Origin of the sequence: Methylibium sp. T29, assembly GCF_000576205.1 — a bacterium.
Taxonomy (GTDB): domain Bacteria; phylum Pseudomonadota; class Gammaproteobacteria; order Burkholderiales; family Burkholderiaceae_C; genus Methylibium; species Methylibium petroleiphilum.
Window position 1 is genome coordinate 1 of sequence record NZ_AZND01000032.1, and the last position, 25407, is coordinate 25407.

A 25407-nucleotide genomic window follows, 5' to 3' on the forward strand; every position below is an offset into this window, starting at 1 on the left:
GCGGCGCCCGCCGCCGGCAGCCCGGCGAAACGCGACCTCGCGAGGCGCTGGGTGGCACTGCAGCAGGATTCGTTGGACGCCGCGGCGCGCAGCATCGTCGAGGCACCGGCTCGGCAGTTGCTGGGTGCGGCCGAACCGGTATTGCGAAGCAAGGTGCCGGCCGACAAGCGCGATGCCGTGGCGAAGCAGCTGCAGGACGAGGCGCGCAAGTACGCCGACGAGCTCACGCCGGTGGTACGCAAGCGGGCCCAGGAGCTGGCCCAGAGCCAGATGCTGGCGGCGGTGGAAGAGAAATACACCGAGGACGAACTGCGCCAGGTCGTCGGCTTCTACGAATCGCCGGTGTTCAAGAAGCTGCAGCAGACGCAGCCGCCGATCGAGCAGGCGCTGGGCCAGAAGCTGCTTGCCGGCGTCCAGCCGACCGTCGAGACGAAGGCCAAGGCGCTGCAGGCCACGATGGCGAAGATCCTCGGCGTCTCGCCCGCACCGGTCGGCGGTGGCGCGAGCGCGCCGGCCGGCAGCGGCCTCAAGCCGTCTGCGCCGAAGAAGCTGGGCGCCCCGTCCGCCGACAAGCCCTGACCGGCCGTGACACGCGCTACAACTTTTCCGCCGGGCCGGCCACGCTGCCGGAGCCGGTGCTGGCCCAGGCGGCCGCCGAGATGCTCGACTGGCGGGGCAGCGGCATGGGCGTCATGGAGATGAGCCACCGCGGCCGCGAGTTCGACGAGATCTTCGCGCGCACCGAGTTGCGGCTGCGCGAGCTGCTAGCCGTTCCGGCCGAGTTCAAGATCCTCTTCATGCAGGGCGGTGCGATCGCCGAGAACGCGATCGTGCCGATGAACTTGTCCCGCGGCGGCGTGACCGACCACGTGGTGACCGGCCTGTGGTCGATCAAGACCCGGCAGGAGGCGCTGCGCTATGGCGAGGCGCACGTCGTCGCGAGCAACGAGGCCGACGGTGCCGCCAACCACACCACCCTGCCCGCTCCCGCGACCTGGCGGCTCAGCGCGAACGCGAGCTACGTGCACGTGTGCAGCAACGAGACCATCAACGGCGTGGAGATGCACGAACTGCCCGACCTGCGGGCGCTCGGGTGCGACGCACCGCTCGTGATGGACTGCTCCTCGCACATCGGCTCGCGGCCCATCGAGTGGACACGCGTCGGACTCGCCTACGCCGGTGCGCAGAAGAACATCGGCCCCTCCGGCCTGACGTTGGTGTTCGTGCGCGAGGACCTGCTCGGCCATGCGCTCCCCTTCTGTCCCAGCGCCTTCGACTACGCCGTCGTCGCCGCGAACGGCTCGATGTACAACACGCCGCCGACGTACTCCATCTACATTGCCGGCCTGGTATTCGAGTGGATGGCGGCCCAGGGTGGCGTGGCGGCGCTCGAGCAGCGCAACATCGAAAAGCGACGCTGCTGTACGACGCAATCGATGGCTCGGCCTTCTACACCAACCGCGTCGCGCGCGAGGCCCGCTCGCGCATGAACGTCCCCTTCTTCCTGCCCGACGACCGGCTGTATGCCCCGTTCCTGGCGGGCGCCGAGGAGCACCGCCTGCTGCAGCTCAAGGGGCACAAGAGCGTGGGCGGCCTGCGGGCCTCGATCTACAACGCCATGCCGCTGGCTGGAGTGCAGGCACTGGTGACCTACATGCGAGAATTTGCGCAACGCCATGGCTGATTCCGCTGCCTCACCCCTCGACCCCGCGCTGCTGGGCTTGCGCCAGCAGATCGATGCCGTCGACCGCGAGTTGCTGGCCCTGCTGAACCGCCGTGCGTCGCTAGCGCAGGAGGTAGGCGGCATCAAAAAGCGCGAAGGCTCGGTGGTGTTCCGCCCCGAGCGCGAGGCCCAGGTGATCGACGGCCTGAAAGCCTCGAATCCCGGCCCGCTGCAGGCAGACAGCGTGGCACCGATCTGGCGGGAGATCATGTCGGCCTGCCGCGCCCTAGAGACGCCGACGCGCGTGGCCTACCTTGGCCCGGCCGGCACCTTCAGCGAACTCGCGGCCCTGGGCTACTTCGGCAGCTCGATCGTGCGCGTGCCCTGCGCCAGCATCGATGAGGTGTTCCGTACCACGACCGCAGCCGCGGCCGACTTCGGCGTCGTCCCCGTCGAGAACTCGACCGAGGGCGTGGTGGCGCGATCGCTGGACCTGCTGCTGACGACGCCGCTGTTCCTGATCGGCGAGACCAGCCTGTTCGTGCGCCACAACCTGCTGCGCCAGACCAATTCGCTGGCGGGCATCCAGGCCGTGTGCGCGCATCCCCAGGCGCTCGCGCAATGCCACGGCTGGCTCAGCTATCACCTGCCCGATGTCGAGCGCCGGCCGGTTGCCAGCAATGCCGAGGGGGCCCGGTTGGCTTCGCTCGACCCCGGCCTCGCCGCCGTGGCGAGCGAACGTGCCGGCAGCGAGTTCGGACTGCACGTCGTCGCGCCGGCCATCCAGGATGACCCGCACAACCGCACCCGCTTCGTGATCGTCACGCACCCCGATCGGCACCCGCAGCCCAAGGCCTCCGGCCACGACTGCACCAGCCTCGTGGTGTCGGTCAACAACCGGCCCGGTGCGGTGCACGACATGCTGGTGCCGCTGAAGCAGCACGGCGTGTCGATGACGCGCTTCGAGTCGCGCCCCGCCCGCAGCGCCGATCAGTGGGAGTACTACTTCTACATCGACCTGCAGGGCCACCCCGACGAGCCGGCCGTCGCCGCGGCGCTGGCCGAATTGCGCGCGGCCTGCTCCTTCTTCAAGCTGTTGGGCACCTACCCGCTCGACGTCCACTGATTGCCGCCCCATGTTCAACCAACTCGGCGTGATCGGTTGCGGCCTGATGGGCGGCTCGTTCGCGCTGGCGCTCAAGCGCGCCGGCCTCGTGAAACGCGTGGTCGGCTACAGCAAGTCGCCGTCGACCACCGAGAAGGCGAGGCGCCTGGGTGTGATCGACACCGCGGCCGAATCGGCGCTGCTGGCCGTCTCGGGCTCCGACCTGGTGCTGCTGGCCGTGCCGGTGGCGGCCACCGAGGCCACCTTGAAGGCCATCCGCCACCTGGTTGAGCCCGGCGTGATGCTGATGGATGTGGGCAGCACCAAGCGAGATGTGGTCGACGCCGCTCGGCGGGTCCTGAAGGACAAGGTTGGGTGTTTCGTGCCGGCCCATCCGATCACCGGCAAGGAAGTCTCGGGGATCGAGAACGCCGACGCCTACCTCTACGCCAACCGCCAAGTCATCCTGACGCCGCTGGCGCAGACCGATGCGGCGCTGGTGCAGAAGGCCACCGACGTATGGGCCGCCATCGGCTGCCAGGTGCTCAAGATGAGCCCGGAGAACCACGACGCCGCATTCGCGGCCGTCAGCCACCTGCCGCACCTGCTGGCCTTCGCCTACTTCGCCTCGGTCGCCAAGCAGCCGGCCGGACGCGACTTCCTCTCGCTGGCGGGCCCGGGTTTCCGTGATTTCACCCGCATCGCTGCCAGCGACCCGGTGATGTGGCGCGACGTGCTGATGAGCAACCGCGAAGAGATCCTGAAGCAGTCGCAACGATTCCGCCACACGCTCGATGCACTCGAGCACGTGATGAAGCTCGGCAACAGCGAGGCGCTCGAAGACCTGATCCGCAACGCCTCGGAAATGCGTGCCGGCTGGCAGATGAGCAGCCCGAAGCCGGGCGGCAGCCGCTGAGCGTGGCGACCCCACGCGCCTTCCTCGACATCCCCCGCTCCAGGCCGCGGGCGGCACGGTGCGGCTGCCTGGCTCCAAGAGCATTTCCAACCGGGTGCTGCTGCTCGCCGGCTTGTGCGCCGGCCGTACGCGGGTGCTCGACCTGCTCGATTCCGACGACACCCAAGTCATGCTCGACGCGCTGCGCGCGCTCGGCTGCGACATCGAGACCGACGGCGCGGCGCGGGTCGTCACCGGCCTCGGCGGGCGGCTGGCCGTGCGCGAGGCCCGGCTCTTCCTCGGCAACGCCGGCACCGCGATGCGGCCGCTGGCCGCAGCGCTGGCGCTGCTGGCGGCCGACCAGGGGGCGCGCTTCGAACTCAGCGGCGTGCCGCGCATGCACGAGCGGCCGATCGGCGACCTGGTCGATGCGCTGCGGCCCCTGGGCTGCACGATCACCTGCCTGGCCAATGAAGGCTATCCACCGCTACGGCTCGAACGCGGCACGCTGAAGCTGGACGCGCCGATCCGAGTGCGCGGCGACGTCTCCAGCCAGTTCCTGACCGCGCTGCTGATGGCGCTGCCGCTGGTCGCCGCACGCCAATCGATCACGATCGAGGTCGATGGCGAATTGATCTCCAAACCCTACATCGAGATCACGCTGGCGCTGCTGGCGCGCTTCGGCATTTCGGTGCAGCGCGAAGGCTGGCAACGCTTCGTCATCCCGCAGGGCAGCGCCTACCGGTCGCCGGGCGAGATCGCCGTCGAGGGCGATGCCTCGTCGGCCTCGTACTTCATCGCGGCCGGGGCCATTGCCGCCGCTGACACGCCCTTGCGCATCGAAGGGGTCGGCTCCGCATCGATCCAGGGCGACATCCGCTTCGTCGAAGCGGCCCGTGCGATGGGCGCCGACATCACCGAGGAAGCGAACGCCCTCGTGGTACGCCGCGGCGCCTGGCCGCTGACCGCGATCGCGCTCGACTGCAACCACATTCCCGACGCCGCGATGACGCTGGCGGCAATGGCCTTGTATGCGACCGGCACCACGCGGTTGACCAACATCGCGAGCTGGCGGGTCAAGGAGACCGACCGCATCGCCGCCATGGCCATCGAGCTCCGTAAGTTCGGCGCCACGGTTTTGGAAGGCACCGACTTCATCGAGGTCACACCGCCGGCGCGCTGGCAGGCTGCGGCGATCCACACCTACGACGACCACCGCATGGCGATGTGCGCCTCGCTGGCGGCCTTCAATCCGCTGGCCGGCGGCGACGTGCCGGTGCGCATCCTGGACCCGCGCTGCGTCAACAAGACCTTCCCGGCCTACTTCGACGCCCTGTTCGGCGTGACCCGCGCCCGGACCGACCGCGTCCCGGTGCTGACCGTCGACGGGCCCACAGCCTCGGGCAAGGGCACGCTCGGCAGTGCGCTCGCCGAACGACTGGGCTATCACCATCTCGACTCCGGAGCCCTCTACCGTGCCACGGCCCTGGCCGCGCTGCGCCAGGGCGTACCGGCCGGCGATGAAGCCGCCGTTGCGGCGATCGCGCGCGCGCTGCCGCTGCGCTTCGAGAACCAGCAGACGCTGCTGGCCGGTGAGGATGTCAGCGACGAGCTCCGCCACGAGGCGGTCGGTAGCCTGGCCTCGCAGATCGCGGCCCTGCCCGCCGTGCGTCAGGCGCTGGTGGAGTTGCAGCTCGCCTTCCGCCGCCTGCCCGGCCTGGTGGCCGATGGGCGGGACATGGGCACAGTGATCTTCCCCGGCGCCGCGCTCAAGGTCTTCCTCACTGCCAACAGCGAACAGCGCGCCAGCCGGCGGCATAAGCAGTTGATTTCAAAGGGAATTTCAGCTAATATTGAAAGTCTCCGGGCCGACTTGGAGGCACGTGACGCTCGCGATCAGCATCGCAGCGTGGCGCCCTTGAAGCCGGCCGAGGATGCCCGGTTGCTCGACAACTCGGCCCTGTCCGTCGAAACCTCGGTGGATCAGGTGCTGGATTGGTGGGACGCCGTGCAGCCCTTCGGTTCTCGCGCCACGCACGAGGATTGACGGGCGCCCCAGGTCCGCGGCTTCCCCTCAGCACTGCAAGGTGCGCTGAAGCGGCGGTTCTTTCAACCTAACCCGCCACGCAAGTGGCAAATCGCCGGAACGCCGGCCTCAGGAAACCCCAATGAGTCAAACCGCAACTGCCTCGTCGCAAGGCATGGAATCGTTCGCCGCCCTGTTCGAGGAGTCGCTCAAGCGCTCCGACATGCGTGCTGGCGAGGTGATCACTGCCGAGGTGGTCCGCATCGAGCACAGCTTCGTGGTCGTCAATGCCGGCCTCAAGAGCGAAGCCTATGTGGCGATCGAAGAGTTCAAGAACGACCAGGGAGAGCTCGAAGTCCAGGTCGGCGACTTCGTCTCCGTCGCGATCGACGCGATCGAGAACGGTTACGGCGACACCATCCTGTCGCGCGACAAGGCCAAGCGCCTCGCGTCGTGGATGTCGCTCGAGACCTCGCTCGAGTCCGGCGACTTCGTGACCGGTACCGTCAACGGCAAGGTCAAGGGCGGCCTGACCGTGCTGGTCAACGGCATCCGTGCCTTCCTCCCCGGCTCCCTGCTCGACACGCGTCCGGTCAAGGACATGACGCCGTTCGAGGGCAAGACCATGGAGTTCAAGGTCATCAAGCTCGACCGCAAGCGCAACAACGTCGTGCTGTCACGCCGCGCCGTGGTCGAGGCCTCGATGGGTGAAGAGCGCGCCAAGCTGCTCGGCACGTTGCGCGAAGGCGCCTTCGTCAACGGCGTGGTCAAGAACATCACCGAATACGGCGCATTCGTCGACCTCGGCGGCATCGACGGCCTGCTGCACATCACCGACATGGCCTGGCGCCGCGTGCGTCACCCGAGCGAGGTGGTCACGGTCGGTCAGGAACTGACCGCCAAGGTGCTGAAGTTCGACGCCGAGAAGAACCGCGTCTCGCTGGGCCTCAAGCAGATGGGCGACGACCCGTGGGTCGGCGTCTCGCGTCGCTACCCGACCGGCACCCGCCTGTTCGGCAAGATCACCAACATCGCCGACTACGGCGCGTTCGTCGAGATCGAGCCCGGCATCGAAGGCCTGGTGCACGTCTCGGAGATGGACTGGACCAACAAGAACATCGCCCCGTCCAAGCTCGTCACGCTGGGCGAAGAGGTCGAGGTCATGGTGCTCGAGATCGACGAGGACAAGCGCCGCATCAGCCTGGGCATGAAGCAGTGCAAGGCCAACCCGTGGGACGAATTCGCGCAGAACCACAAGCGCGGCGACAAGCTCAAGGGCCCGGTCAAGTCGATCACCGACTTCGGCGTGTTCGTCGGCCTGGCTGCCGGCATCGACGGCCTGGTGCACCTGTCCGACCTGTCCTGGCACGAGCCGGGCGAGGCCGCCGTGCGCAACTACAAGAAGGGCCAGGAAGTCGAGGCCCTCGTGCTGGCGATCGACGTCGAGCGCGAGCGCATCTCGCTGGGCATCAAGCAGCTCGACGGTGATCCGTTCGCCACCTTCACCACGCTCAACGACCGTGGCGCGACGGTGACGGGCAAGGTCAAGACGGTCGACGCGCGCGGCGCCGAGATCCAGCTGACCGACGACGTGACCGGCTACCTTCGCGCCAGCGAAATCTCCCGCGATCGTGTGGAAGACGCCCGCAACGTGCTGAAGGAAGGCGACGAAGTCACGGCGCTGATCATCAACGTCGACCGCAAGACGCGTTCGATCCAGCTGTCGATCAAGGCCAAGGACAACGTCGATAACCAGGAAGCCATGCAGCGCCTGGCCCAGACGTCCGAACGTGAAAACGCCGGCACCACGAGCCTCGGCGCCCTGCTGAAGGCCAAGCTGGACCAGAACAACTCCTGAGTCCCGCCGAGGCTGGAGACCTTATAGGGTTTCCAGCCTGCGCGCATGCCCTTTGCCCCCGAGGGCATGCGCGCAGGCCACAGTGCCCGGATCCAGGCCAACGAACGCCGCATCTATCATGACCCGCTCCGATCTCGTGGCCCTGCTGGGTGAGCGTTTCAGCCAGCTGACGCACCGCGACACCGAGTTCGCGGTCAAGACCATCCTCGACGCGATGAGCGATGCGCTCGCGCGCGGTCACCGCATCGAGATCCGCGGCTTCGGCAGCTTCTCGATCAATCGCCGTCCTCCGCGCATGGGGCGCAATCCCCGCTCGGGCGAGCAGGTGGTGATCCCGGAGAAGCTCGTCCCGCACTTCAAGCCCGGCAAGGCCCTCCGGGAAGCGGTCGATGCACACACCGCCGCACTCGAGGCCGAGGCTCACCAGACCGCGCGCGACGAACCCACGACCTGAGCACGACGAGGCACCCGCTTCGGTCCCGTTGCCGTCGCTAGAATCGTTGGCGATGCGTGCTCTCAACTGGCTCCTGCGAGCCGCCATCTTCTTTGCGCTGTTCGCGTTTGCGCTGAACAATCAGCACGACGCCGCGCTCAAGTGGTTCTTCGGCCATGAATGGCGCGCTCCGATGGTGTTCATCGTTCTCGGCGCCTTCGGCCTCGGCTGTGCGCTGGGCATCTTCGCGATGCTGCCGAGCTGGTGGAAGCACCGCCGCGTCGCCCAGCAGCAACTGCCGCGTACCGAGACCGCGACGACGATGCTCGATGCCGACGCCGCGCGCAGCACCGAGCCTTCCTTCCCCGAACACCCGCCCCGCGATGGACTTTGATCCGCTGACCACGCTGCCGCTGGCGCTGCTCGGCCTGATGGTGGCCTTCGCGCTCGGCTGGCTGGCTTCGCGCTTCGACGTCCGCCAGTGGAAGCGCGAGCAACAGGAATCGCCGAAGGCCTACTACAAGGGCTTGAACCTGCTGCTCAACGAACAGCAGGACAAGGCGATTGACGCCTTCATCGAGGCGGTGCAGCACGACCCGGGCACCTCTGACCTGCATTTCGCGCTCGGCAACCTGTTCCGCCGACGAGGCGAGTACGAGCGTGCGGTACGGGTCCATCAACACCTGCTCGGTCGCGGTGACCTGCCCGCCACCGAACGCGAGCGTGCCCAGCACGCGCTGGCGCAGGACTACGTGAAGGCCGGTCTGTTCGACCGCGCCGAGGCGGCCTTCCGTGCACTCGAGGGCACGGCGTTTGCCACCGATGCGCGCCTCGAGCTGTTGACGCTGCACGAGCGCTCGCGCGACTGGCATGCCGCCATCGAGACGGCTCGCAAGCTGGAGGCCGCAGGCGCCGGCTCCTTCGCCAACCGCGTGGCGCACTACGGCTGCGAGATCGCGCTGGAAGCGGATGCACGCCGCCGCCCCGATGAAGCGGAGGAAGCCCTGCGCAAAGCGCGCGAAGCTGCGCCGCAGGCACCGCGACCGCGGGTCATCGCCGGGCAGCGCCTCGCGCGCGCCGGCCAGCATCGCGAAGCACTCTCGGCATGGGACGAACTTCTCGCCACGCAGCCGGGCGCCTTCGCGCTGATCGCATCGGACTATGCCAACAGCGCGCTGGCCTGCGGTGACGCAGCCGACGCCCGCGGGCGGCTGGAAGCCGTTTACGACCGTGTTCCGAGCCTCGACATCGTGACGGCGCTGCAACAGCTCGAACCGGATCCGGCCGCGCGCCACGAACGATTGCGCCGTCACCTGCAGGCACACCCGACGCTGTCGGCCGCATCGGCCCTGCTGAAGGAGCAGCAGGCTCAAGGACTGGTCCCAACGTCGACCGATGCTGAGCAGTTGCAGCAGATCACGGCCGCCGCCGGCCGGCCGATCCGGCGCTTCCGCTGCGCAGCCTGCGGCTTCGAGGCGCAGCACTACTTCTGGCAATGCCCCGGGTGCCACAGCTGGGACAGCTATCCGCCCACGCGGTTGGAGGACCAGTGAAGAAGCCGGTGCGCGACAAGACCGAGCTCGGCCGTGCACGCGTGCTGGTGGTCGGCGACGTGATGCTGGATCGCTACTGGTTCGGTGCCGTGGAACGGATTTCGCCGGAGGCGCCAGTGCCAGTGGTGCGCGTCACGCGCGAGGAGGAACGCCTCGGCGGGGCCGCCAACGTGGCACTCAACGTCAAGTCACTCGGTGCCCGCGCGACCCTGCTGACCGTGGTCGGTGACGACGAACCGGCGCGCACGCTGAAGCGCCTGCTGGAGCGCGACGGCATCGATACGTTGCTGGGCAGCGACCCGCAGCTCTACACCATCGTCAAGCTGCGGGTGATCGGCCGCTCGCAACAGCTGATCCGCATCGATTTCGAGAACCAGCCCGACCACGAGGTGCTGGCCGAGATGCTGCAGGCCTACGAAACCACGCTCGCCGAGCAGGACGCGGTGCTGTTCTCCGACTACGGCAAGGGCGGGTTGGAACACATCCCGCGCATGATTGAATTGGCACGCCGCTCAGGCAAGCCAGTGCTCGTGGATCCCAAGGGCAGCGACTACCGCCGCTACGCGGGCGCCAGTGTGATCACACCGAACCGTGCCGAACTCGCGCAGGTCGTCGGCGCCTGGAGCAGTGAGGCGCAGTTGCGTGAGCGCGCCCAGGCGCTGCGCGTCGAGCTGGGCTTGGAGGCCCTGCTGTTGACCCGCAGCGAAGAAGGCATGACCCTGTTCGACGCACGAGGCGACACCAGCGTGCCGGCCCAGGCCCGCGAAGTGTTCGACGTGACCGGCGCCGGTGACACCGTGATCGCGACGATGGCCGCGATGATCGCCTGCGGTCTGAGTCCGCGCGAGGCGATGCCGCTGGCCAACCGAGCCGGCAGCATCGTGGTCGGCAAGTTCGGCACCGCGAGCGTCAGCTACGACGAGTTGTTCGAGTAGACCGCAGCGCTCACGGCGCGCCGTTGTCTGCTCCCGGCGACGTAACACCCCTCCGGCCGCCCTCCTGGGAAGGATGGGCAGGCTGCCAAGCGGCTTCTAGAGTGCTCTGGCGGGTCTCGAACAAGGCTCGCCATCGCAACCACTCTGGAGGAGATTCGACATGCTGAAGAAGATGCTGAGCGCGCTACTCGCGTTCTGGTTCATGGCCGCTGTCGCCGCGGTCGATGTCAACAAGGCCGACCAGGCGACGCTCGAAGGCGTCAAGGGCATCGGACCCGGCCTGTCGACGCGACTGCTCGACGAGCGCAAGAAGAGTCCGTACAAGGATTGGGACGACCTGATCGGTCGCGTCAAGGGCGTCGGCGAAGGCAATGCGCAGCGCTTCTCCGACGCCGGGCTCACAGTCAACGGCGCGAGCTACGGCGCCGCGACGAAGCCCACCAAGGTGGCGGCTCCCACGTCGTCCGCCAAGGCGTCGGCTGCCGGCAAATGAGCCCGGGGGCGCGATCGAGCCACTGGCTCACGTGCCCCAGCCGAAGAAGCGCAGCACGTCATCGCGACGCGCCAGCGTGTCGGCCTCGCCGAGCGCGATCAACTCTCGCGTGTACGGAGCTTCGAACAACAGATAGCTCGCCAGCGCGGCGCCCCGCGCGCTGTCGGGCGCCACGTCACTGACACCCACGGCCCGCAGCATCGCGCGCACCGGCGTCGGCAGCGCGTGAAGGTGTCGCGCCGCGATGTCGTCGAGCCGCTGGCTCGGCGCGATGACCAGCAGTTCAATGGGCTTGAGCTGCGTCTGTGCCAAGCCTCCGGGCCAAGCAGCGAGAGCGTGTGGTTGATGCGCTGCAGTCGCTCGATGTCCACCGCCAGCGCGTCGAGGAAGATGTTCGATAGCGCGTGGCCGGCGATCTGCGCGAGGCTGGGGTAGCCGTTCGCCGGCGGGCGCTCGCCAGACGGCTCGTGCAGCCGACCAGCTCCAACGACGAGGATGCGCTCGGCACCGAGGTGCACCGCCGGCGAGATCGGCGCGGCCTGGCGCATCGAACCATCGCCGAAGTACTCGGCACGGCCGTGCCGGTCCAGCGAGACCGCCGGAAAGATGAACGGTATGGCCGAAGACGCCATCAGGTGCGGAATGCCGAGCGTCGCGCGCGCCGCCACGCGCTGGGAGCGTGTCCAGGCCGGCAGGTCCTGCGGCGCGTCGTAGAAGGTCACATGGTCGCCCGCGGTGTAGCTGGACGCACTGATTGCGAGGGCGCGCAGGTGTCCGGCATCGATCAGTTCCGGGATTCGATCCAGCGGCAGCAGTTGCGCGAGCAAGTCCTCGAGCGGCTCGTTGTCGAGCAGGGAGCGCGGCCGCGCCCGCCGCCAACGCGCAAGCGCCCAACCGGCGGTGAACAAGGTGAGCCAGCGCGCGCCGGTGCGGATCACGCCGAAGGCATCGGCCCGATAGACCTGTCCGGCCTCGAAATTGCGCCACACGCGCAACAGCAGGCGCACGGCCCGATCGAAATCGTCGGCGCCGCAGGCCAATGCCGCCGCGTTGATGGCACCGGCCGAGGTGCCAGCGATGACGGGAAAGGGGTTGTCGTGAGCGCGCACGCCGGCGTCGCGGCGTAGCCGGCTCAGGGCCGACAGCACGCCGACCTGATAGGCGGCGCGTGCGCCGCCGCCCGTCAGCACCAAGCCTGTGGTCTTGCTCACGCGGCGAGCATAGCCGCGGGTCAGGCAGTGACTAAGGGCGGAACTGAAGGAGAGAAGTCGCCGTTATCGTGCCGCCAGATGCGCCGAGACGGCGTCCGGCGTCAATTCAGTCACGGCCGTGCTTGCCCGGGCCGTGGCCCTTGCCGCGGTGATCGTGGTCGTCGCGACCGCGCCGCCGCTCGTCGCGCCCGCCACGCGGGTCGTGCCGGTGCTCCTCCCGATAGTGCGGCGCATAGACGTTCTGATACCAGCCGTCCTGCACGAAGTAGACCGGCTGACCGCAGGCCGCATAGCGAGCGCAATGCTTGCCCCAGTTCTTGGCGTGGCCCGGCGGCACGCGCAGATAGATCGGCCGCTGCACCACCGCATAGGGGGCCGGCGCGATGACCACCGGCTGCGGATAGATCAGCTGCGGCTGCGGGTAGTTGCCGATGTCGATGCGGCCGTAAAAGCCAGGCTGGCCGATGCTGACAGAGACCCCGACATCGGCCGCCAGCGCGGGCGCGATGGCCGAGACCGCCAGCGTAGCGGCGAGAAGCATGCGTTTCATCCAACGATCCTCTTGTGGTTGTGCACTTGTTCAACGCCTCGCGAAGCGATTCGCTGACACGACCTCAGTGTGCTGCGGCTGCCCGCTTGCCGGCACGACCACGATGTTGCAGCGTTGTAAAGAAATGCACCATCACTCGTACACCACCGCGGCCTGGCCGTGGGTGCTGGCTTTCCAGCGCGCCAGGGCCGTGTCGGTCGGGAAGAAGCGGCCATCGTCGCCGAGGTCGATCTCGCCCTGCACCGCCTCGCGGTGCAGCACCACGCGCACTGGCAGGCCCTGGACCAGGTCACCCTGGTCGGTGCGCAAGGTGCGCGGAGGGAACTCGCGCAGCAGTTCGTCGATCGGTGGCGTGACGCCGTTCACGGCCACGCGCAGATAGCGGCCGAAGCGACAGCGCGCTGCAGCCAGATCCCACACCTGCTGCACATTGAGCCGCACGCCCCCCGAAAAGCGGTCGGGCTGCACCTTGCCCTGCACGACGATGAACTCGTCCTCCACCAACTGTTCGCGGTGCGCGTTGAGCAGATCCTCGTTCGCCACGGCCTCGATCGTCTCGCTCTTGTCGTCGAGCTTGAAGATCGCAACCCGGCCACGCTGACCGTTGACGACCCGCAACTCGGTGACGATCCCCGCCAGCAACTGCGGCTCCCGGCTATCGAGCAGGTCAGCGATGCGGCGCCGCGCGAACTGCCGCACCTCGGTCTCGCATTCGTCGAACAGATGGCCCGAGAGATAGAAGCCCAGAGCCGCCTTCTCGTGCGTCAGCCGTTCCTTGATGCTCCAGGCTTCCGTCGCCACGAGATCGGGCTCGTTGGTCGAGGCGGCATGCGAGTCGCCGAAGTCGAACAGGCCGCCCTGGTCGGCGTTCGCCGCCTGCGTGTCTGCGTACTCGAAGGCGAGCGGCACGCTGGCCATCAGCACCGCCCGGTCGGCTTCGAGCGCGTCGAAGGCCCCACCCTTGATCAGTGCTTCGACCACCCGCTTGTTGACGCGACTGCGGTCCACTCGCGCGGCGAAGTCGAACAGGCTCTTGTATGGACCGCCTTCACGGCGCGCGTCGACGATCGCCTCGATGGCGCCCTGCCCCGTGCCCTTGATGGCGCCGAGTCCGTAGCGCACGCGGCCTCGCTCCTTGCCCTGCGGCGCCACCGGCTCGAAGCGGTAGCCGCCGGCATTGACGTCGGGTGCCTCGAACACCACGCCCAGGGACACCGCGTCATCGTGGAAGATCTTGAGCTTGTCGGTGTCGTCCAGCGCGACGCTCATGTTGGCCGCGGTGAACTCGGCCAGGTAATGCACCTTGGCCCAGGCCGTGTGGTAGGCCAGCAGCGCATAGGCCGCGGCATGCGACTTGTTGAAGCCGTAGCCCGCGAACTTCTCCATCAGGTCGAAGATCTCGTTCGCGAGACCTGCGCCGATGCCGTTCTTCGCAGCACCTTCCGCGAAGATGACGCGGTGCTTGGCCATCTCCTCGGCCTTCTTCTTCCCCATCGCGCGACGCAGCAGGTCCGCGCCGCCGAGCGAGTACCCGCCCAGGCGCTGCGCGACCTGCATCACCTGCTCCTGGTAGACCATGATCCCGTAGGTCTCCTCGAGCACCTCGCGCATCAGCGGATGGGGATAGTCCACGTCCTCCTTGCCGTGCTTGCGGGCACAGAAGCTCGGGATCAGGTCCATCGGGCCCGGACGGTAAAGCGCCACCAGCGCGATGATGTCCTCGAACACGCTGGGCCGCGCTTCGCGCAGCATGCCCTGCATGCCACGACTTTCCAGCTGGAACACCGCGACCGTCCTGCCTTCGCTCAGCAGCTGGTAGGTCTTGCGGTCGTCGAGCGCGATGTTCTCGAACGCGAAGTCGGCGCGATCGGCGTGGCGTGTCCGGATGAAGTCCTTGGCCAGTTCCAGGATCGTCAGCGTGGCGAGGCCTAGGAAGTCGAACTTCACGAGTCCGATTGCCTCGACGTCGTCCTTGTCGTACTGGCTCACCGCCGAATCGCTGCCCGGCTGCTGGTAGAGCGGACAGAAGTCTGTGATCTTGCCCGGCGCGATCAGCACGCCACCGGCGTGCATGCCGATATTGCGCACCGTGCCTTCCACGCGTTCGGCCAGCGCCAGCAGTTCGGCGACCTCCTCCTCCTTCTGCTCGCGCTGCTCGATCTCCGGGGCCTCCTTCCGGGCGTAGATCAGGCCCGGGTCAGGCCTGTCGCCGGGGCGCTTCAGCGTCACCGTCTTGCCGGGTGGCGCCGGCACCAGCTTGGCGATGCTGTCGACGTGGCCGTAGCCCATGCCCAGCACGCGGCCCACGTCGCGCAGCGCGGCCTTGGCGGCCATCGTGCCGAAAGTGGCGATCTGGCTCACCGCATCTCGGCCGTACTTCTGCTTCACGTAGTCGATCACGCGATCGCGGTTGCCCTGGCAGAAGTCGATGTCGAAATCGGGCATCGACACGCGGTCGGGATTCAGGAAGCGCTCGAAGAGCAGGTTGTAGGCAAGCGGGTCGAGGTCGGTGATCTTCAGCGCATAGGCCACCAGCGAGCCGGCGCCCGAGCCCCGCCCTGGCCCGACCGGACAGCCGTTGCCCTTGGCCCAGTTGATGAAGTCGGCCACGATCAGGAAATAGCCCGGGAAGCCCATCTTCAGGATCGTCTCGATCTCGAAGTCCAGCCGCTCGACGTAGCGTGCGCGATGACGCTCGCGCTCGTCCTCGTTCGGGTAGAGCTGCGCGAGCCGCTCGTTCAGCCCGGCGTGCGAGGCGTGGCGAAAGTAGTCGTCCGGCGCCATGCGCTGTCCGTCGACGATCGGTGTCGGAAAGTCGGGCAGCTGCGGTTTGCCGAGCGTCAGCGTCAGATGACAGCGGCGCGCAATCGCCAGCGTGTTGGCGATCGCCGAGGGAATGTCGGCAAACAGCTCGACCATCTGCGCGGCGGTCTTGAAATGCTGCTCACGCGTGAAGCGCTTGACGCGGCGAGGGTTGGTGAGCGTCTCGCCTTCGGCGATGCAGACGCGGGCCTCGTGGGCCTCGAAATCATCGGTACTCAGGAACTGCACTGGATGCGTCGCCACCACCGGCAGGCCCAGCTTCGCGGCGAGCGGTACCACCGCCCTCACCTGGGCCTCGTTGCCGGCTTGCCCGGCACGCTGCAATTCGAGATAGAAGCGCCCAGGGAACAGCGCAGCCAGCCGCAGCGCCTGCGCCTCGGCCCGCGCCGCATCACCGGCCAGCAGCGCCAACCCGACCGCGCCCAGGTCGGCGCCGGACAGCGCGATCAGTCCATCGCCATGCTTCGCCAACTGAGGCCATGCCACGCAGGCCTGGTGGCGCTGCAGGTTCTCGGTCCACGCGTGCGAGATCAGCTCGCAGAGGTTCAGGTAGCCAGTGCGGTTCTGCACCAGCAGCAGCAAGCGGCTCGGCTGCTTCTCGTCGCCCTCGGCCTCGAGCCACAGATCCGCACCGATCAGCGGCTGCACACCCTTGCCGCGCGCCGCGCCGTAGAACTTGATCGCACCGAACAGGTTCGACAGATCGGTGATCGCCAGCGCGGGTTGCTCATCGGCCGCCGCCGCGGCCACCATGTCGTCCACACGCAGCATCCCGTCGACGACGGAGTACTCGGTGTGGGTACGGAGGTGAACGAAGCTCGGGGACGAAGTCATGCGAGGATTCTAGGGAAGCGCCCCACTGCATCGACGCTCGGATCCGCTCGATTCCCGTCAATCGCCCCATGACGCCCGGGCCCGCACGCTGCCTGCACAAGTTGTCCACCGCAGCGGTGCACAAACCTGTGGAAAACCACGGCCGATGCGCTGCGAGGCCCGGCCGATGCGCCGCCACCGGCCACTGCCTCGAATCGGGCAGGACCGGAGCCCGGGAAGGCTCAGGCCCTCTTTCGGGCAACGACCTTGCGCGGTGCTGGCTTCTTCGTCGCGGGCTTCCGGGTGGCGGCCGCCTTCGGCGTGGACTTCGGCGCTGCTGCGGGCGTCACCGACGCTTCGCTCACACGCGGACGCCCGGTCTTCAGGGTCGGCACCGCCAGCAGCGCCGAGACGAAGCGCGTGTCGGCCAGTTCGGTCAGCAACTTGATGCCGGCGCGCAGCAGCTCGCTCTTCTTCGCTGCCTGACCGAGCTTGGCGGCGCGCTGCTTCAGGTCGGCCAGCGCGGCGTACTCGCCCTTGGGGATCGTGAAGCCGTCACGGACCAGTTTCTCGCGCTTCTTCGGCGCGTCGGCGCGGTCCGGAGCAGCGGCGGCCTTGGCGCGCTTGCCCGGCGCCGGAGCGGCCTTGACCGGCTTCGCGGCGACCGCCTTGCGCCCGACGGCGCCCGTGGACTTGGATTTCGTGACCATGGAATTCCTTTGATGAATAAACAGTATTTTCAGTTTATACCGTTTATTTCTCAACGGCAAAGCGAGCCATTCCCAGCCCGCTCTCCGCTCTCTGCTACAGCCAGTGCAGCAGCTTCAGGATCAACGGCATCAGCAGCGCCGTCGCGATGCCATTCAGGCCCATGGCGAGTGCCGAGAAGGCCCCTGCCGTCTCGTTGACCTGCAGGGCGCGCGCCGTGCCGACCGCGTGCGCGGTGATGCCGACGGCGAAGCCGCGCACCGCGGGGTCGTCGATGCGCGACAGGTTCAGCAGACCCCGTGCGACGATCGCACCGCCCACGCCGGTGACCGCCACGCCCACCGCGGCAAGCGACGGCAGGCCGCCGATGCGCTCGGCCACTGCCATCGCGATCGGCATCGTGGCCGAACGCGGCGCCAGCGACAGCACCGTCTCAGGGGAGCCGCCGAGCGCCCACGCGATGCCCATGCCGGAGAGGATCGCCGTCACCGAGCCGACCACCAGGCTACCGAGATCGGCAGCCACATCCGCTTCAGGCGCTCCCACTGGCTGTACAGCGGCACGGCCAGTGCGACCGTCGCCGGGCCGATCAGGAAATGCACGAACTTCGCACCCTCGAAGTAGGTCGGATAGGGTGTGTCCGTGAGCAGCAGCACCGCGATGATCGCGACGGTCGCCGTCATCACCGGGATGAGGAACGGCGTGGCACCGCAGCGCCGGTACAGCCAGGTCGCACCGAAGTACGCCAGCAAGGTCACCGTGAGCCACAGCAGCGGCGAACTGGCCAGGAAGACCCAGACCTCGAACAGGCTGTGCTTCATTGGTCGGACGCTTGGTGATGCGCAGCATCCAGCGCAGAGTGAAAGCGGTGACCACCAGCGTGATCGCGGCGCCGCCCACGCCCGCCGCGAGGAACGGCAGCCATTCCTGGGAAACGCGGCCGAAATGCATCATCACACCCGTGACCGCGGGGATGAACAGCAGCATCAGGTGCTGCAGCAGCCCGTTGGTGGTGTCGCGCAAGGCCTCCGGCACCCGGCCGTAGGCAATCAGCGCGGCCAACAGCAGCAGCATGCCGACCAGCGGCCCCGGCACCGACAGGCCGAGCCACTGCACCAGCACTTCGCCGATCAGTTGCAGGATGAACAAGGCAGCGATCGCGTGCAGCATCGGACACTCCGGTGAACGTGGCCGACAGAGGCTCGCCACAGCGCCAAGAGAAAAGCCCGCAAGCGCGACCGCTTGCGGGCTTCTGTCTGGTGGGCGGTGCAGGGTTCGAACCTGCGACCCCTGCCGTGTGAAGGCAGTGCTCTACCGCTGAGCTAACCGCCCGAATAATCGGGTTCGCGGGGTAACGCGAGAAGCCGGCATTATGCCATGGCGCGCCACAGCGTCTTGCCGCCGGAAACCTTGTCGAGTTCTGCGAGCACGGCCTCGTGCGCTTGACGCTCGTCGTCGCTGGGTTCGATGACGGGCAGAGCGAACTGCCGCAGGTCGATGTCCGCGACGGCGATCGCCCCGCCTGACGCTGCGCCGGCATCGATGACCAACGAGTTCTGGCCTCGCGTCATGCGGATATACACCTCCGCGAGCAGCCCTGCGTCAAGCAGCGCGCCGTGCAAGGTGCGGCTGGCGTTGTCGACCTCGAGGCGCTTGCACAGTGCGTCGAGCGAGTTGGACTTGCCAGGGAACATCTCGCGCGCCATCGTCAGGCTGTCGGTCACCGCGCCCACCTGCTCGGCGAAGCGGGGCCGCTGCAGGCGCTTCAGCTCCGCGTCGAGGAAGCCGACGTCGAAGGCCGCGTTGTGGATGATGATCTCGGCGCCAGCCAAGTACTCCATCAGCTCATCGGCAACGACCGCGAACTTGGGCTTGTCCGCCAGGAACTCGTCGGTCAGGCCGTGGATCTTCACGGCATCCTCGTGATTACGACGCTCGGGGTTCAGGTAGAAGTGCCGGTTGTTGCCGCTCAGGCGGCGGCTGAGCATCTCCACGCAACCGATCTCGATGATGCGGTCGCCGTTCTCCGGGCTTAGGCCGGTGGTCTCGGTGTCGAGGAAGATCTGGCGGCTCATGGTGAGTGCAGTGATTCTGCTTCGGCATCACATCGCTGCGCGCCATGAGCCTACGCCGAAATCACTGACCGGCGTACCGCCGGTCAGTGATTCTCCTTGGCGTGGTTGATCGAGTAGCGCGGAATCTCCACCACCAGATCCTGCTGCGCCAGGATGGCCTGGCAGCTGAGGCGGGAGTTCGGCTCCAGGCCCCAGGCGCGGTCCAGCAGATCTTCCTCGTTCTCGTCCATCTCGTTCAGCGACGCGAAACCCTCGCGCACGACGACGTGGCAGGTGGTGCAGGCACAGCTCATCTCGCAGGCATGCTCGACCTCGATGTCGTGCTCCAGCAGCGCCTCGCAGATCGAGCTGCCGGGCGCCGCCTCGATGCTTGCGCCCTGGGGGCAGTACTCGGGATGCGGCAGGATCTTGATGATGGGCATGGCATTCTCGAACGGGGTCAGACTTCTTCGACGCGCCGGCCAGCCAGGGCCTGCCGGATGCCGCGGTTCATGCGCTCGGCCGCGAAAGACTCGGTGCCATCGGCCAGCGCCTTGACGGCCGCATCGATGGCTGCCGCATCTTCACCGAGCGCCTGCTGCTCGGCCGCGCGCATCAGCGCCTCGATGCCGGCGCGCTCGCCGTCGGCGAGCAGGTCGCCATCAGCCTCCAGCGCGGCACGGGTGGCCAGCACCATGCGCTCTGTCTCCACGCGAGCCTCGCGCAGCGCGCGGTCGCGCATGTCACCCTCTGCGGTGGTGAAGCCCTCCTGCAGCATGCGCGCGATCTGCTCATCGGCCAGGCCATAGCTCGGCTTGACCGTCACCGCCGCTTCGACGCCGGAGGTCTGCTCGCGTGCGGTGACGCTCAACAGCCCGTCGGCGTCGACCTGGAAGCTCACGCGGATGCGCGCGGCCCCGGCCACCATCGGCGGGATGCCGCGCAGTTCGAAGCGTGCGAGCGAGCGGCAATATTCGACCTGCTCGCGCTCGCCCTGCAGCACGTGGATGGCCATCGCGGTCTGGCCGTCCTTGAAAGTGGTGAAGTCCTGCGCCCGTGCCGTGGGAATGCTGCTGTTGCGCGGGATGATGCGCTCGACCAGCCCGCCCATCGTCTCGAGACCCAGCGACAGCGGCGTCACGTCGAGCAGCAGCAGGTCGTTGCCGGAGGCATTGCCCGCCAGCTGGTGCGCCTGGATCGCGGCGCCCAGCGCCACCACTTCGTCAGGGTTCAGGTCGGTCAGCGGCGAGCGGCCGAGGTAGAGCGTGACGGCCTCGCGGATCTGCGGCATGCGGGTCGAGCCGCCGACCAGCACGACGCCCTTGACCTCGTCCTTGCTCACCTTGGCATCGCGCAACACCTTGCGCACCGCGGCCAGCGTGCGGTCGGTGAGCGGCTTGGTGAGCGCCTCGAACTGCACGCGCGTGACCGCGAGGTCCAGCAAGCCGGCACGGAGCACGACCTGCATGCGCGCCTCGGCCGCGGACGACAAGGCTTCCTTGACGGCTCGCGCGGCGACCAGCACCGCCCTCTTGTCCTGCGCTGTCTCGGCCGCGAGTCCGGCACCGGCCAGTGCCCAGTCGGCCAGAGCATGGTCGTAGTCGTCGCCTCCCAGTGCGGAGTCGCCGCCGGTCGCGACGACTTCGAACACGCCTTCGCTCAAGCGCAGCAGCGAGATGTCGAAGGTACCGCCGCCCAGATCGTAGACCGCGTAAAGGCCTTCGCTGCCGTTCTCCAGACCGTAGGCAATCGCCGCCGCGGTGGGCTCGTTGATCAGGCGCAGCACGTTCAGGCCGGCCAGTTGCGCCGCGTCCTTGGTGGCCTGGCGCTGCGCGTCGTCAAAGTAGGCCGGCACCGTGATCACCGCACCGAACAGCTCGTCGTCGAAACTGTCCTCGGCGCGGAAGCGCAGTGTCGCCAGCAGTTCGGCCGACACCTCGACCGGCGTCTTCACGCCATCGCGGGTGGCCACGCTCACCATGCCCGGCTGGTCGACGAAGCGGTACGGCAGCTTCTCGCGGTCGTCGATGTCGGTCAGCGCCCTGCCCATGAAGCGCTTGGCAGAGACGATGGTGTTCTCGGGGTCCTCGGCCTGCGCCGCCAGCGCATCGAAGCCGATCGCGCGGCGACCGCCTTCGAGGTAGCGCACCGCCGAAGGCAGGATCACGCGGCCTTCGTCGTCGGGCAGGCATTCGGCGACACCGGAGCGCACCGCAGCCACCAGCGAATGCGTGGTGCCGAGATCGATGCCGACCGCGATGCGCCGCTGGTGCGGGTCCGGCGACTGGCCGGGTTCGGAGATTTGCAGCAGAGCCATTCGTCTATTGTCCCAGCGCTTCCAGGCGCCGATCGAGATCGTGCGCAAAGCGCTCGACGAACATGAGGGCTCTGACCTGCTGCGCTGCGGCAGCCCAGTCGCGGCGCTCGTCGAGCGTGGACTCCAGTTCAGCCAGGGCCGCGCGGCGGAACGCCAGCACCTCGTCGTTGAGCGACTCCACGGCCGCGCCGTCGCGCGCGTCGTCGAGCGCCTCGCGCCAGGCCATCTGGTGGATCAGGAAGCTCGCTGGCATCGCCGTGTTGTTCTCGGCATCGACCTTGGCGCCCTGCAACTCGCACAGGTAGGCCGCGCGCTTCAGCGGATCCTTCAGCCGTGCATAGGCCTCGTTCACGCGCACGGCCCACTGCATCGCGACGCGCTGCGCCGCCGCGCCCTCGGTCGCAAACCGATCAGGGTGCACCTCGGCTTGCAGCGCCTTCCAGCGTGCATCGATCTGCACACGATCCTGGGCACAGCGCCTCGGCAGGCCGAAGAGTTCGAAATCGTCGCTGTCGAGCTTCATCGTCGTCGGGGGATCAAAAAAAGGGCGCGGCCGTGCCGCGCCCTTTTATGCATCGTCGGTTTCAGATCCGGAACGATTCACCGCAACCACAGCGGTCGCGTTCGTTCGGGTTGTTGAACTTGAAGCCCTCGTTCAGACCTTCGCGCACGAAGTCGAGCTGCGTGCCTTCGATGTACGGCAGGCTCTTCGGGTCGACCAGCACCTTCACGCCCTGGTCCTCGAAGATCACGTCCTCGGGTGCCGCCTCATCAGCGTACTCGAGCTTGTAGGCCAAGCCGGAGCAGCCGGTGGTCTTGACACCCAGACGCACACCGACGCCCTTGCCGCGCTTGCCCAGGTAGCGCGTCACGTGGCGTGCCGCAGCAGGAGTCAGGGTGACGGCCATCGTGGTCAGTGCGTTGCGGTCGCGGCGGCAGGCTGCGCGTTGCCATGCTTGGCCTTGTAGTCGCTCACGGCCGCCTTGATCGCGTCCTCGGCCAGGATCGAACAGTGGATCTTCACCGGCGGGAGCGCCAGCTCCTCGGCGATCTGGGTGTTCTTGATCGTCAGCGCTTCGTCGAGCGACTTGCCCTTGACCCATTCGGTGACCAGCGAGCTCGACGCGATCGCCGAACCGCAGCCATAGGTCTTGAACTTGGCGTCCTCGATCAGCCCGGTCGCCGGGTTGACCTTGATCTGCAGCTTCATCACATCGCCGCAGGCCGGAGCCCCAACCATGCCGGTGCCGACCGTGTCGTCGCCCTTCTCGAAGGAACCGACGTTGCGGGGATTCTCGTAGTGCTCAACGACTTTTTCGCTATAGGCCATGCTGCTGCTCCTGAAACTCGGTCGAACGGGGTGCCGGGGCGAGGCTCAGTGCGCCGCCCACTGGATGGTGCTGATATCGACGCCGTCCTGGTACATCTCCCAAAGCGGCGACAGTTCGCGCAGTTTGGCCACGTTGTGGCGGATGGTGCCGATGGCGTAATCGATCTCTTCCTCGGTCGTGAAGCGGCCGATGGTCATGCGCAGGCTGGAGTGCGCCAGTTCGTCGCTGCGGCCCAGCGCGCGCAGCACGTAGCTCGGCTCCAGGCTGGCCGAGGTGCAGGCCGAACCCGACGACACCGCGAGACCCTTGATGCCCATGATCAGCGACTCGCCCTCGACAAAGTTGAAGCTCATGTTCACGTTGTGCGGCACGCGCCGCTCGGCGTGGCCGTTCAGGAAGGTCTGCTCGATGTCGGCCAGGCCGTCGATCAGGCGCTTCTGGAGCATGCGAATGCGCTCGCTCTCGGTGCCCATCTCCTCGCGCGCGATGCGGAAGGCCTCGCCCATGCCGACGATCTGATGCGTGGGCAGCGTGCCGGAGCGCATGCCACGCTCGTGGCCGCCGCCATGCATCTGCGCTTCCAGCCGCACGCGCGGCTTGCGGCGCACGTACAGCGCACCGATGCCCTTGGGACCGTAGGTCTTGTGCGAGGCCAGGCTCATCAGGTCGACCGGCAGCGTGGCCAGATCGATCGCGACCTTGCCGGTCGCCTGGGCCGCATCGACATGGAACACGATGCCGCGCTCGCGGCACAGTGCACCGATCGCCGGGATGTCCTGGATGACGCCGATCTCGTTGTTGACGAACATCACCGAGACGAGGATCGTGTCAGGCCGGATCGTGGTCTTGAGCAGGTCGAGGTCGATCAGACCGTCTTCCTGAACCTCCAGGTAGCTCACCTCGAAACCCTGGCGCTCGAGTTCGCGCATGGTGTCGAGCACCGCCTTGTGCTCGGTCCGGACCGTGATCAGGTGCTTGCCGCGCGTCTTGTAGAACTGCGCCGCGCCCTTGAGCGCGAGGTTGTTGGACTCGGTCGCGCCGGAGGTCCAGACGATCTCGCGCGGGTCCGCACCGATCAGTGCCGCCACCTCGCCGCGTGCCTTCTCGACCGCCTCTTCGGCCTCCCATCCCCATGCGTGGCTGCGCGAGGCTGGATTGCCGAAGTGCTCACGCAGCCAGGGAATCATCGCGTCGACGACGCGGGGGTCGACCGGCGTCGTGGCGCCGTAGTCCATGTAGATCGGAAAGTGCGGGGTCATGTCCATGGCGGGCGGCTCCCTGGCATCAGGGCGTGGCTGGCGGGAGCGGAAGGCGGTTGATTACTTGCTGAAGGAGCTGCCGAGCGCGAACACGGAGTTCGGCGCAGTGATCTTGATCGGCTTGACGACCGGCTGCGACGAGATCGCCCGCTTGACCGGCGCCTCCTCGATCGACACACCCTTGGCGAGCTGGTCGTCGACCAGCTTGCGCAGCGAGATCGAGTCCAGGAACTCGATCATCTTGGTGTTCAGGCTGGCCCACAGGTCGTGCGTCATGCAGCGGCCCGAATCCTCGCCCATGCAGTTTTCCTTGCCGCCGCAACCTGTGGCGTCGATCGGCTCGTCGACCGCGACGATGATGTCGGCGACCGTGATCTCCTCGGCCTTGCGACCCAGCGAATAGCCGCCGCCCGGGCCACGGGTCGACTCGACCAGCTCATGACGGCGCAGCTTGCCGAACAGCTGTTCCAGGTAGGACAGCGAGATCTGCTGGCGCGAACTGATCGCGGCAAGCGCAACCGGGCCGCTGTGCTCGCGCAGGGCCAAGTCGATCATGGCGGTGACGGCAAAGCGGCCTTTGGTGGTGAGACGCATACTGAACTCCTTGAGGCGCGTGGCTGGCGGACCGGGTATCCGGGGGTCGCTTCACTGCGAGCCATCGGGACTTAATCCCGACTGAATAGCTCAATTATAGGTGAAGCCGACTTATTTGGTCGGACACGTCCCCGTAAGTTCCCCTACTCGCGACCCGGAGTTCGAGCCAGGTGCTCGATCAGCCCGTCGCAGGCTGCCTCCACCAGATCCAGCACGTGGTCGAACCCGGCCGCGCCACCATAATAGGGGTCAGGTACAACTTCACTGCCCGCCGCGCGGCCGAATTCCATCAGCCGCCGGAGCTTGCGCTGGGCCTGCGGTGGGCAGCGCTCCTGCAGCAGTGCCAGATTGTCCCAATCCATCGCCAGCAGCAAGTCGAAGCGCTCGAAATCGTCGTCATCCACCGCGCGGGCCCGTTGCGCCGACAGATCGTAGCCGCGCCGCGCGGCATGCGCCTGGCTGCGCTCGTCCGGCGGCTCGCCCACATGGTAGGCATGGGTGCCCGCCGAATCGACGAGCACCCACTCGGCCATCCCGGCCGCGGCCAGCCTCGCGCGGAGCACGCCTTCGGCCGTGGGGCTGCGGCAGATGTTCCCCATGCAGACCATGAGGACACGGATCGGTGGCGGGGCTTCGGGCACGGGCTTCTCCATCGCGAGCCGTGATTCTCGACGAAGCCTCCGCGCTGGCGCGCCATGCGCACCGCCACACCGAGGCGAATCCGGCGCTGTCGGCCGGCCCACCTGCCGAGCTGCGAATCCTCAGCGGCCGAGCGCCTTCGCGGAG

The 25407-nt window shown here is 67.6% G+C and carries 21 protein-coding genes, 1 tRNA gene and 5 pseudogenes; 11 read left to right on the plus strand and 16 right to left on the minus strand.

The genetic code is table 11. The features are described from left to right. From x551_RS06605 to x551_RS06655, 11 genes and pseudogenes are all read left to right on the plus strand, one after another. Positions 1 to 579, plus strand: a 579-nt coding sequence (locus x551_RS06605) for a DUF2059 domain-containing protein (protein WP_036247915.1), incomplete at its 5' end; no start/stop codon positions are given. Then, positions 576 to 1684, plus strand: a pseudogene (gene serC / locus x551_RS06610) (3-phosphoserine/phosphohydroxythreonine transaminase). The gene x551_RS06605 and the pseudogene serC, both read left to right, overlap by 4 nt. After that, positions 1677 to 2789 (plus strand): prephenate dehydratase, encoded by a 1113-nt coding sequence (gene pheA, locus x551_RS06615; protein WP_011829834.1) that lies wholly within the window; start codon positions 1677 to 1679, stop codon positions 2787 to 2789. The pseudogene serC and the gene pheA overlap by 8 nt, the downstream one beginning before the upstream one ends. Before the next feature lie 10 nt (positions 2790 to 2799). Next, entirely contained in the window at positions 2800 to 3684 is an 885-nt protein-coding gene (locus tag x551_RS06620) for a prephenate dehydrogenase/arogenate dehydrogenase family protein (protein ID WP_011829835.1), read from the plus strand. Positions 3685 to 3742: 58 nt separating this feature from the next. After that, complete coding sequence (locus x551_RS06625) at positions 3743 to 5710, plus strand: bifunctional 3-phosphoshikimate 1-carboxyvinyltransferase/cytidylate kinase (protein WP_051511878.1); 1968 nt, start codon at positions 3743 to 3745, stop codon at positions 5708 to 5710. Between the two features lie 109 nt (positions 5711 to 5819). Then, positions 5820 to 7547 (plus strand): annotated as a pseudogene (rpsA, locus tag x551_RS06630) (30S ribosomal protein S1); the annotation flags it as partial. Positions 7548 to 7665: 118 nt separating this feature from the next. Beyond that, positions 7666 to 8001 carry an integration host factor subunit beta gene (locus x551_RS06635; RefSeq protein ID WP_011829838.1) on the plus strand — a complete coding sequence of 112 codons (336 nt, stop codon included), beginning with the start codon at positions 7666 to 7668 and terminating at the stop codon, positions 7999 to 8001. A 52-nt stretch (positions 8002 to 8053) separates the two neighbouring features. Next, entirely contained in the window at positions 8054 to 8374 is a 321-nt protein-coding gene (locus tag x551_RS06640) for a LapA family protein (protein WP_036232620.1), read from the plus strand. Next, positions 8364 to 9533 (plus strand): lipopolysaccharide assembly protein LapB, encoded by a 1170-nt coding sequence (gene lapB, locus x551_RS06645; RefSeq protein ID WP_036232623.1) that lies wholly within the window; start codon positions 8364 to 8366, stop codon positions 9531 to 9533. The genes x551_RS06640 and lapB overlap by 11 nt, the downstream gene beginning before the upstream one ends. Then, complete coding sequence (rfaE1, locus tag x551_RS06650) at positions 9530 to 10468, plus strand: D-glycero-beta-D-manno-heptose-7-phosphate kinase (RefSeq protein WP_051495734.1); 939 nt, start codon at positions 9530 to 9532, stop codon at positions 10466 to 10468. Before lapB ends, rfaE1 begins: the two co-directional genes overlap by 4 nt. Positions 10469 to 10628: 160 nt before the next feature. Continuing rightward, entirely contained in the window at positions 10629 to 10961 is a 333-nt protein-coding gene (locus tag x551_RS06655) for a helix-hairpin-helix domain-containing protein (protein ID WP_036232626.1), read from the plus strand. Positions 10962 to 10988: 27 nt separating this feature from the next. Here the strand turns inward: x551_RS06655 and x551_RS06660 are convergent. From x551_RS06660 to x551_RS06735, 16 genes and pseudogenes are all read right to left on the minus strand, one after another. Next, positions 10989 to 12172: pseudogene (locus x551_RS06660) on the minus strand (patatin-like phospholipase family protein). Positions 12173 to 12278: 106 nt separating this feature from the next. Beyond that, positions 12279 to 12722: a hypothetical protein gene (locus tag x551_RS06665; RefSeq protein WP_011829844.1), complete on the minus strand. Its 444-nt coding sequence runs from the start codon at positions 12720 to 12722 to the stop codon at positions 12279 to 12281. 132 nt (positions 12723 to 12854) lie between these two features. Next, the gene (gene dnaE / locus x551_RS06670; RefSeq protein ID WP_036247918.1) at positions 12855 to 16379 is read right to left on the minus strand and encodes a DNA polymerase III subunit alpha; all 3525 of its coding nucleotides are present in this window, start codon (positions 16377 to 16379) and stop codon (positions 12855 to 12857) included. A gap of 221 nt (positions 16380 to 16600) precedes the next feature. Next, positions 16601 to 17068 carry a hypothetical protein gene (locus tag x551_RS06675; protein WP_011829846.1) on the minus strand — a complete coding sequence of 156 codons (468 nt, stop codon included), beginning with the start codon at positions 17066 to 17068 and terminating at the stop codon, positions 16601 to 16603. A 94-nt stretch (positions 17069 to 17162) separates the two neighbouring features. Beyond that, positions 17163 to 17887: pseudogene (locus x551_RS06680) on the minus strand (LrgB family protein). Positions 17888 to 17894: 7 nt separating this feature from the next. Beyond that, positions 17895 to 18236, minus strand: a pseudogene (locus tag x551_RS25060) (CidA/LrgA family protein); the annotation flags it as partial. An 87-nt stretch (positions 18237 to 18323) separates the two neighbouring features. After that, a tRNA-Val gene (locus x551_RS06690) sits at positions 18324 to 18398 on the minus strand. A 38-nt stretch (positions 18399 to 18436) separates the two neighbouring features. Then, entirely contained in the window at positions 18437 to 19141 is a 705-nt protein-coding gene (gene dnaQ, locus x551_RS06695) for a DNA polymerase III subunit epsilon (RefSeq protein ID WP_011829849.1), read from the minus strand. An 83-nt stretch (positions 19142 to 19224) separates the two neighbouring features. Continuing rightward, complete coding sequence (fdx, locus tag x551_RS06700; RefSeq protein WP_011829850.1) at positions 19225 to 19563, minus strand: ISC system 2Fe-2S type ferredoxin; 339 nt, start codon at positions 19561 to 19563, stop codon at positions 19225 to 19227. A gap of 17 nt (positions 19564 to 19580) precedes the next feature. Further along, positions 19581 to 21437 carry a Fe-S protein assembly chaperone HscA gene (hscA, locus tag x551_RS06705; protein ID WP_036232631.1) on the minus strand — a complete coding sequence of 619 codons (1857 nt, stop codon included), beginning with the start codon at positions 21435 to 21437 and terminating at the stop codon, positions 19581 to 19583. Positions 21438 to 21441: 4 nt separating this feature from the next. Next, positions 21442 to 21960, minus strand: a complete 519-nt coding sequence (gene hscB, locus x551_RS06710; protein ID WP_011829852.1) for a Fe-S protein assembly co-chaperone HscB — start codon at positions 21958 to 21960, stop codon at positions 21442 to 21444. Between the two features lie 61 nt (positions 21961 to 22021). Continuing rightward, a complete protein-coding gene (gene iscA, locus x551_RS06715; RefSeq protein ID WP_011829853.1) occupies positions 22022 to 22345 on the minus strand; it encodes an iron-sulfur cluster assembly protein IscA in 324 nt (107 codons plus the stop codon). Positions 22346 to 22350: 5 nt separating this feature from the next. Further along, positions 22351 to 22767 carry a Fe-S cluster assembly scaffold IscU gene (iscU, locus tag x551_RS06720; protein WP_011829854.1) on the minus strand — a complete coding sequence of 139 codons (417 nt, stop codon included), beginning with the start codon at positions 22765 to 22767 and terminating at the stop codon, positions 22351 to 22353. Positions 22768 to 22812: 45 nt separating this feature from the next. Then, positions 22813 to 24033, minus strand: coding sequence for an IscS subfamily cysteine desulfurase (locus tag x551_RS06725; protein ID WP_011829855.1), 1221 nt, complete (start codon positions 24031 to 24033; stop codon positions 22813 to 22815). 54 nt (positions 24034 to 24087) lie between these two features. Then, positions 24088 to 24621: a Fe-S cluster assembly transcriptional regulator IscR gene (gene iscR / locus x551_RS06730; RefSeq protein WP_011829856.1), complete on the minus strand. Its 534-nt coding sequence runs from the start codon at positions 24619 to 24621 to the stop codon at positions 24088 to 24090. 143 nt (positions 24622 to 24764) lie between these two features. Beyond that, positions 24765 to 25274: a low molecular weight protein-tyrosine-phosphatase gene (locus x551_RS06735; protein WP_051495735.1), complete on the minus strand. Its 510-nt coding sequence runs from the start codon at positions 25272 to 25274 to the stop codon at positions 24765 to 24767. Between the last annotated feature and the right edge of the window lie 133 nt (positions 25275 to 25407).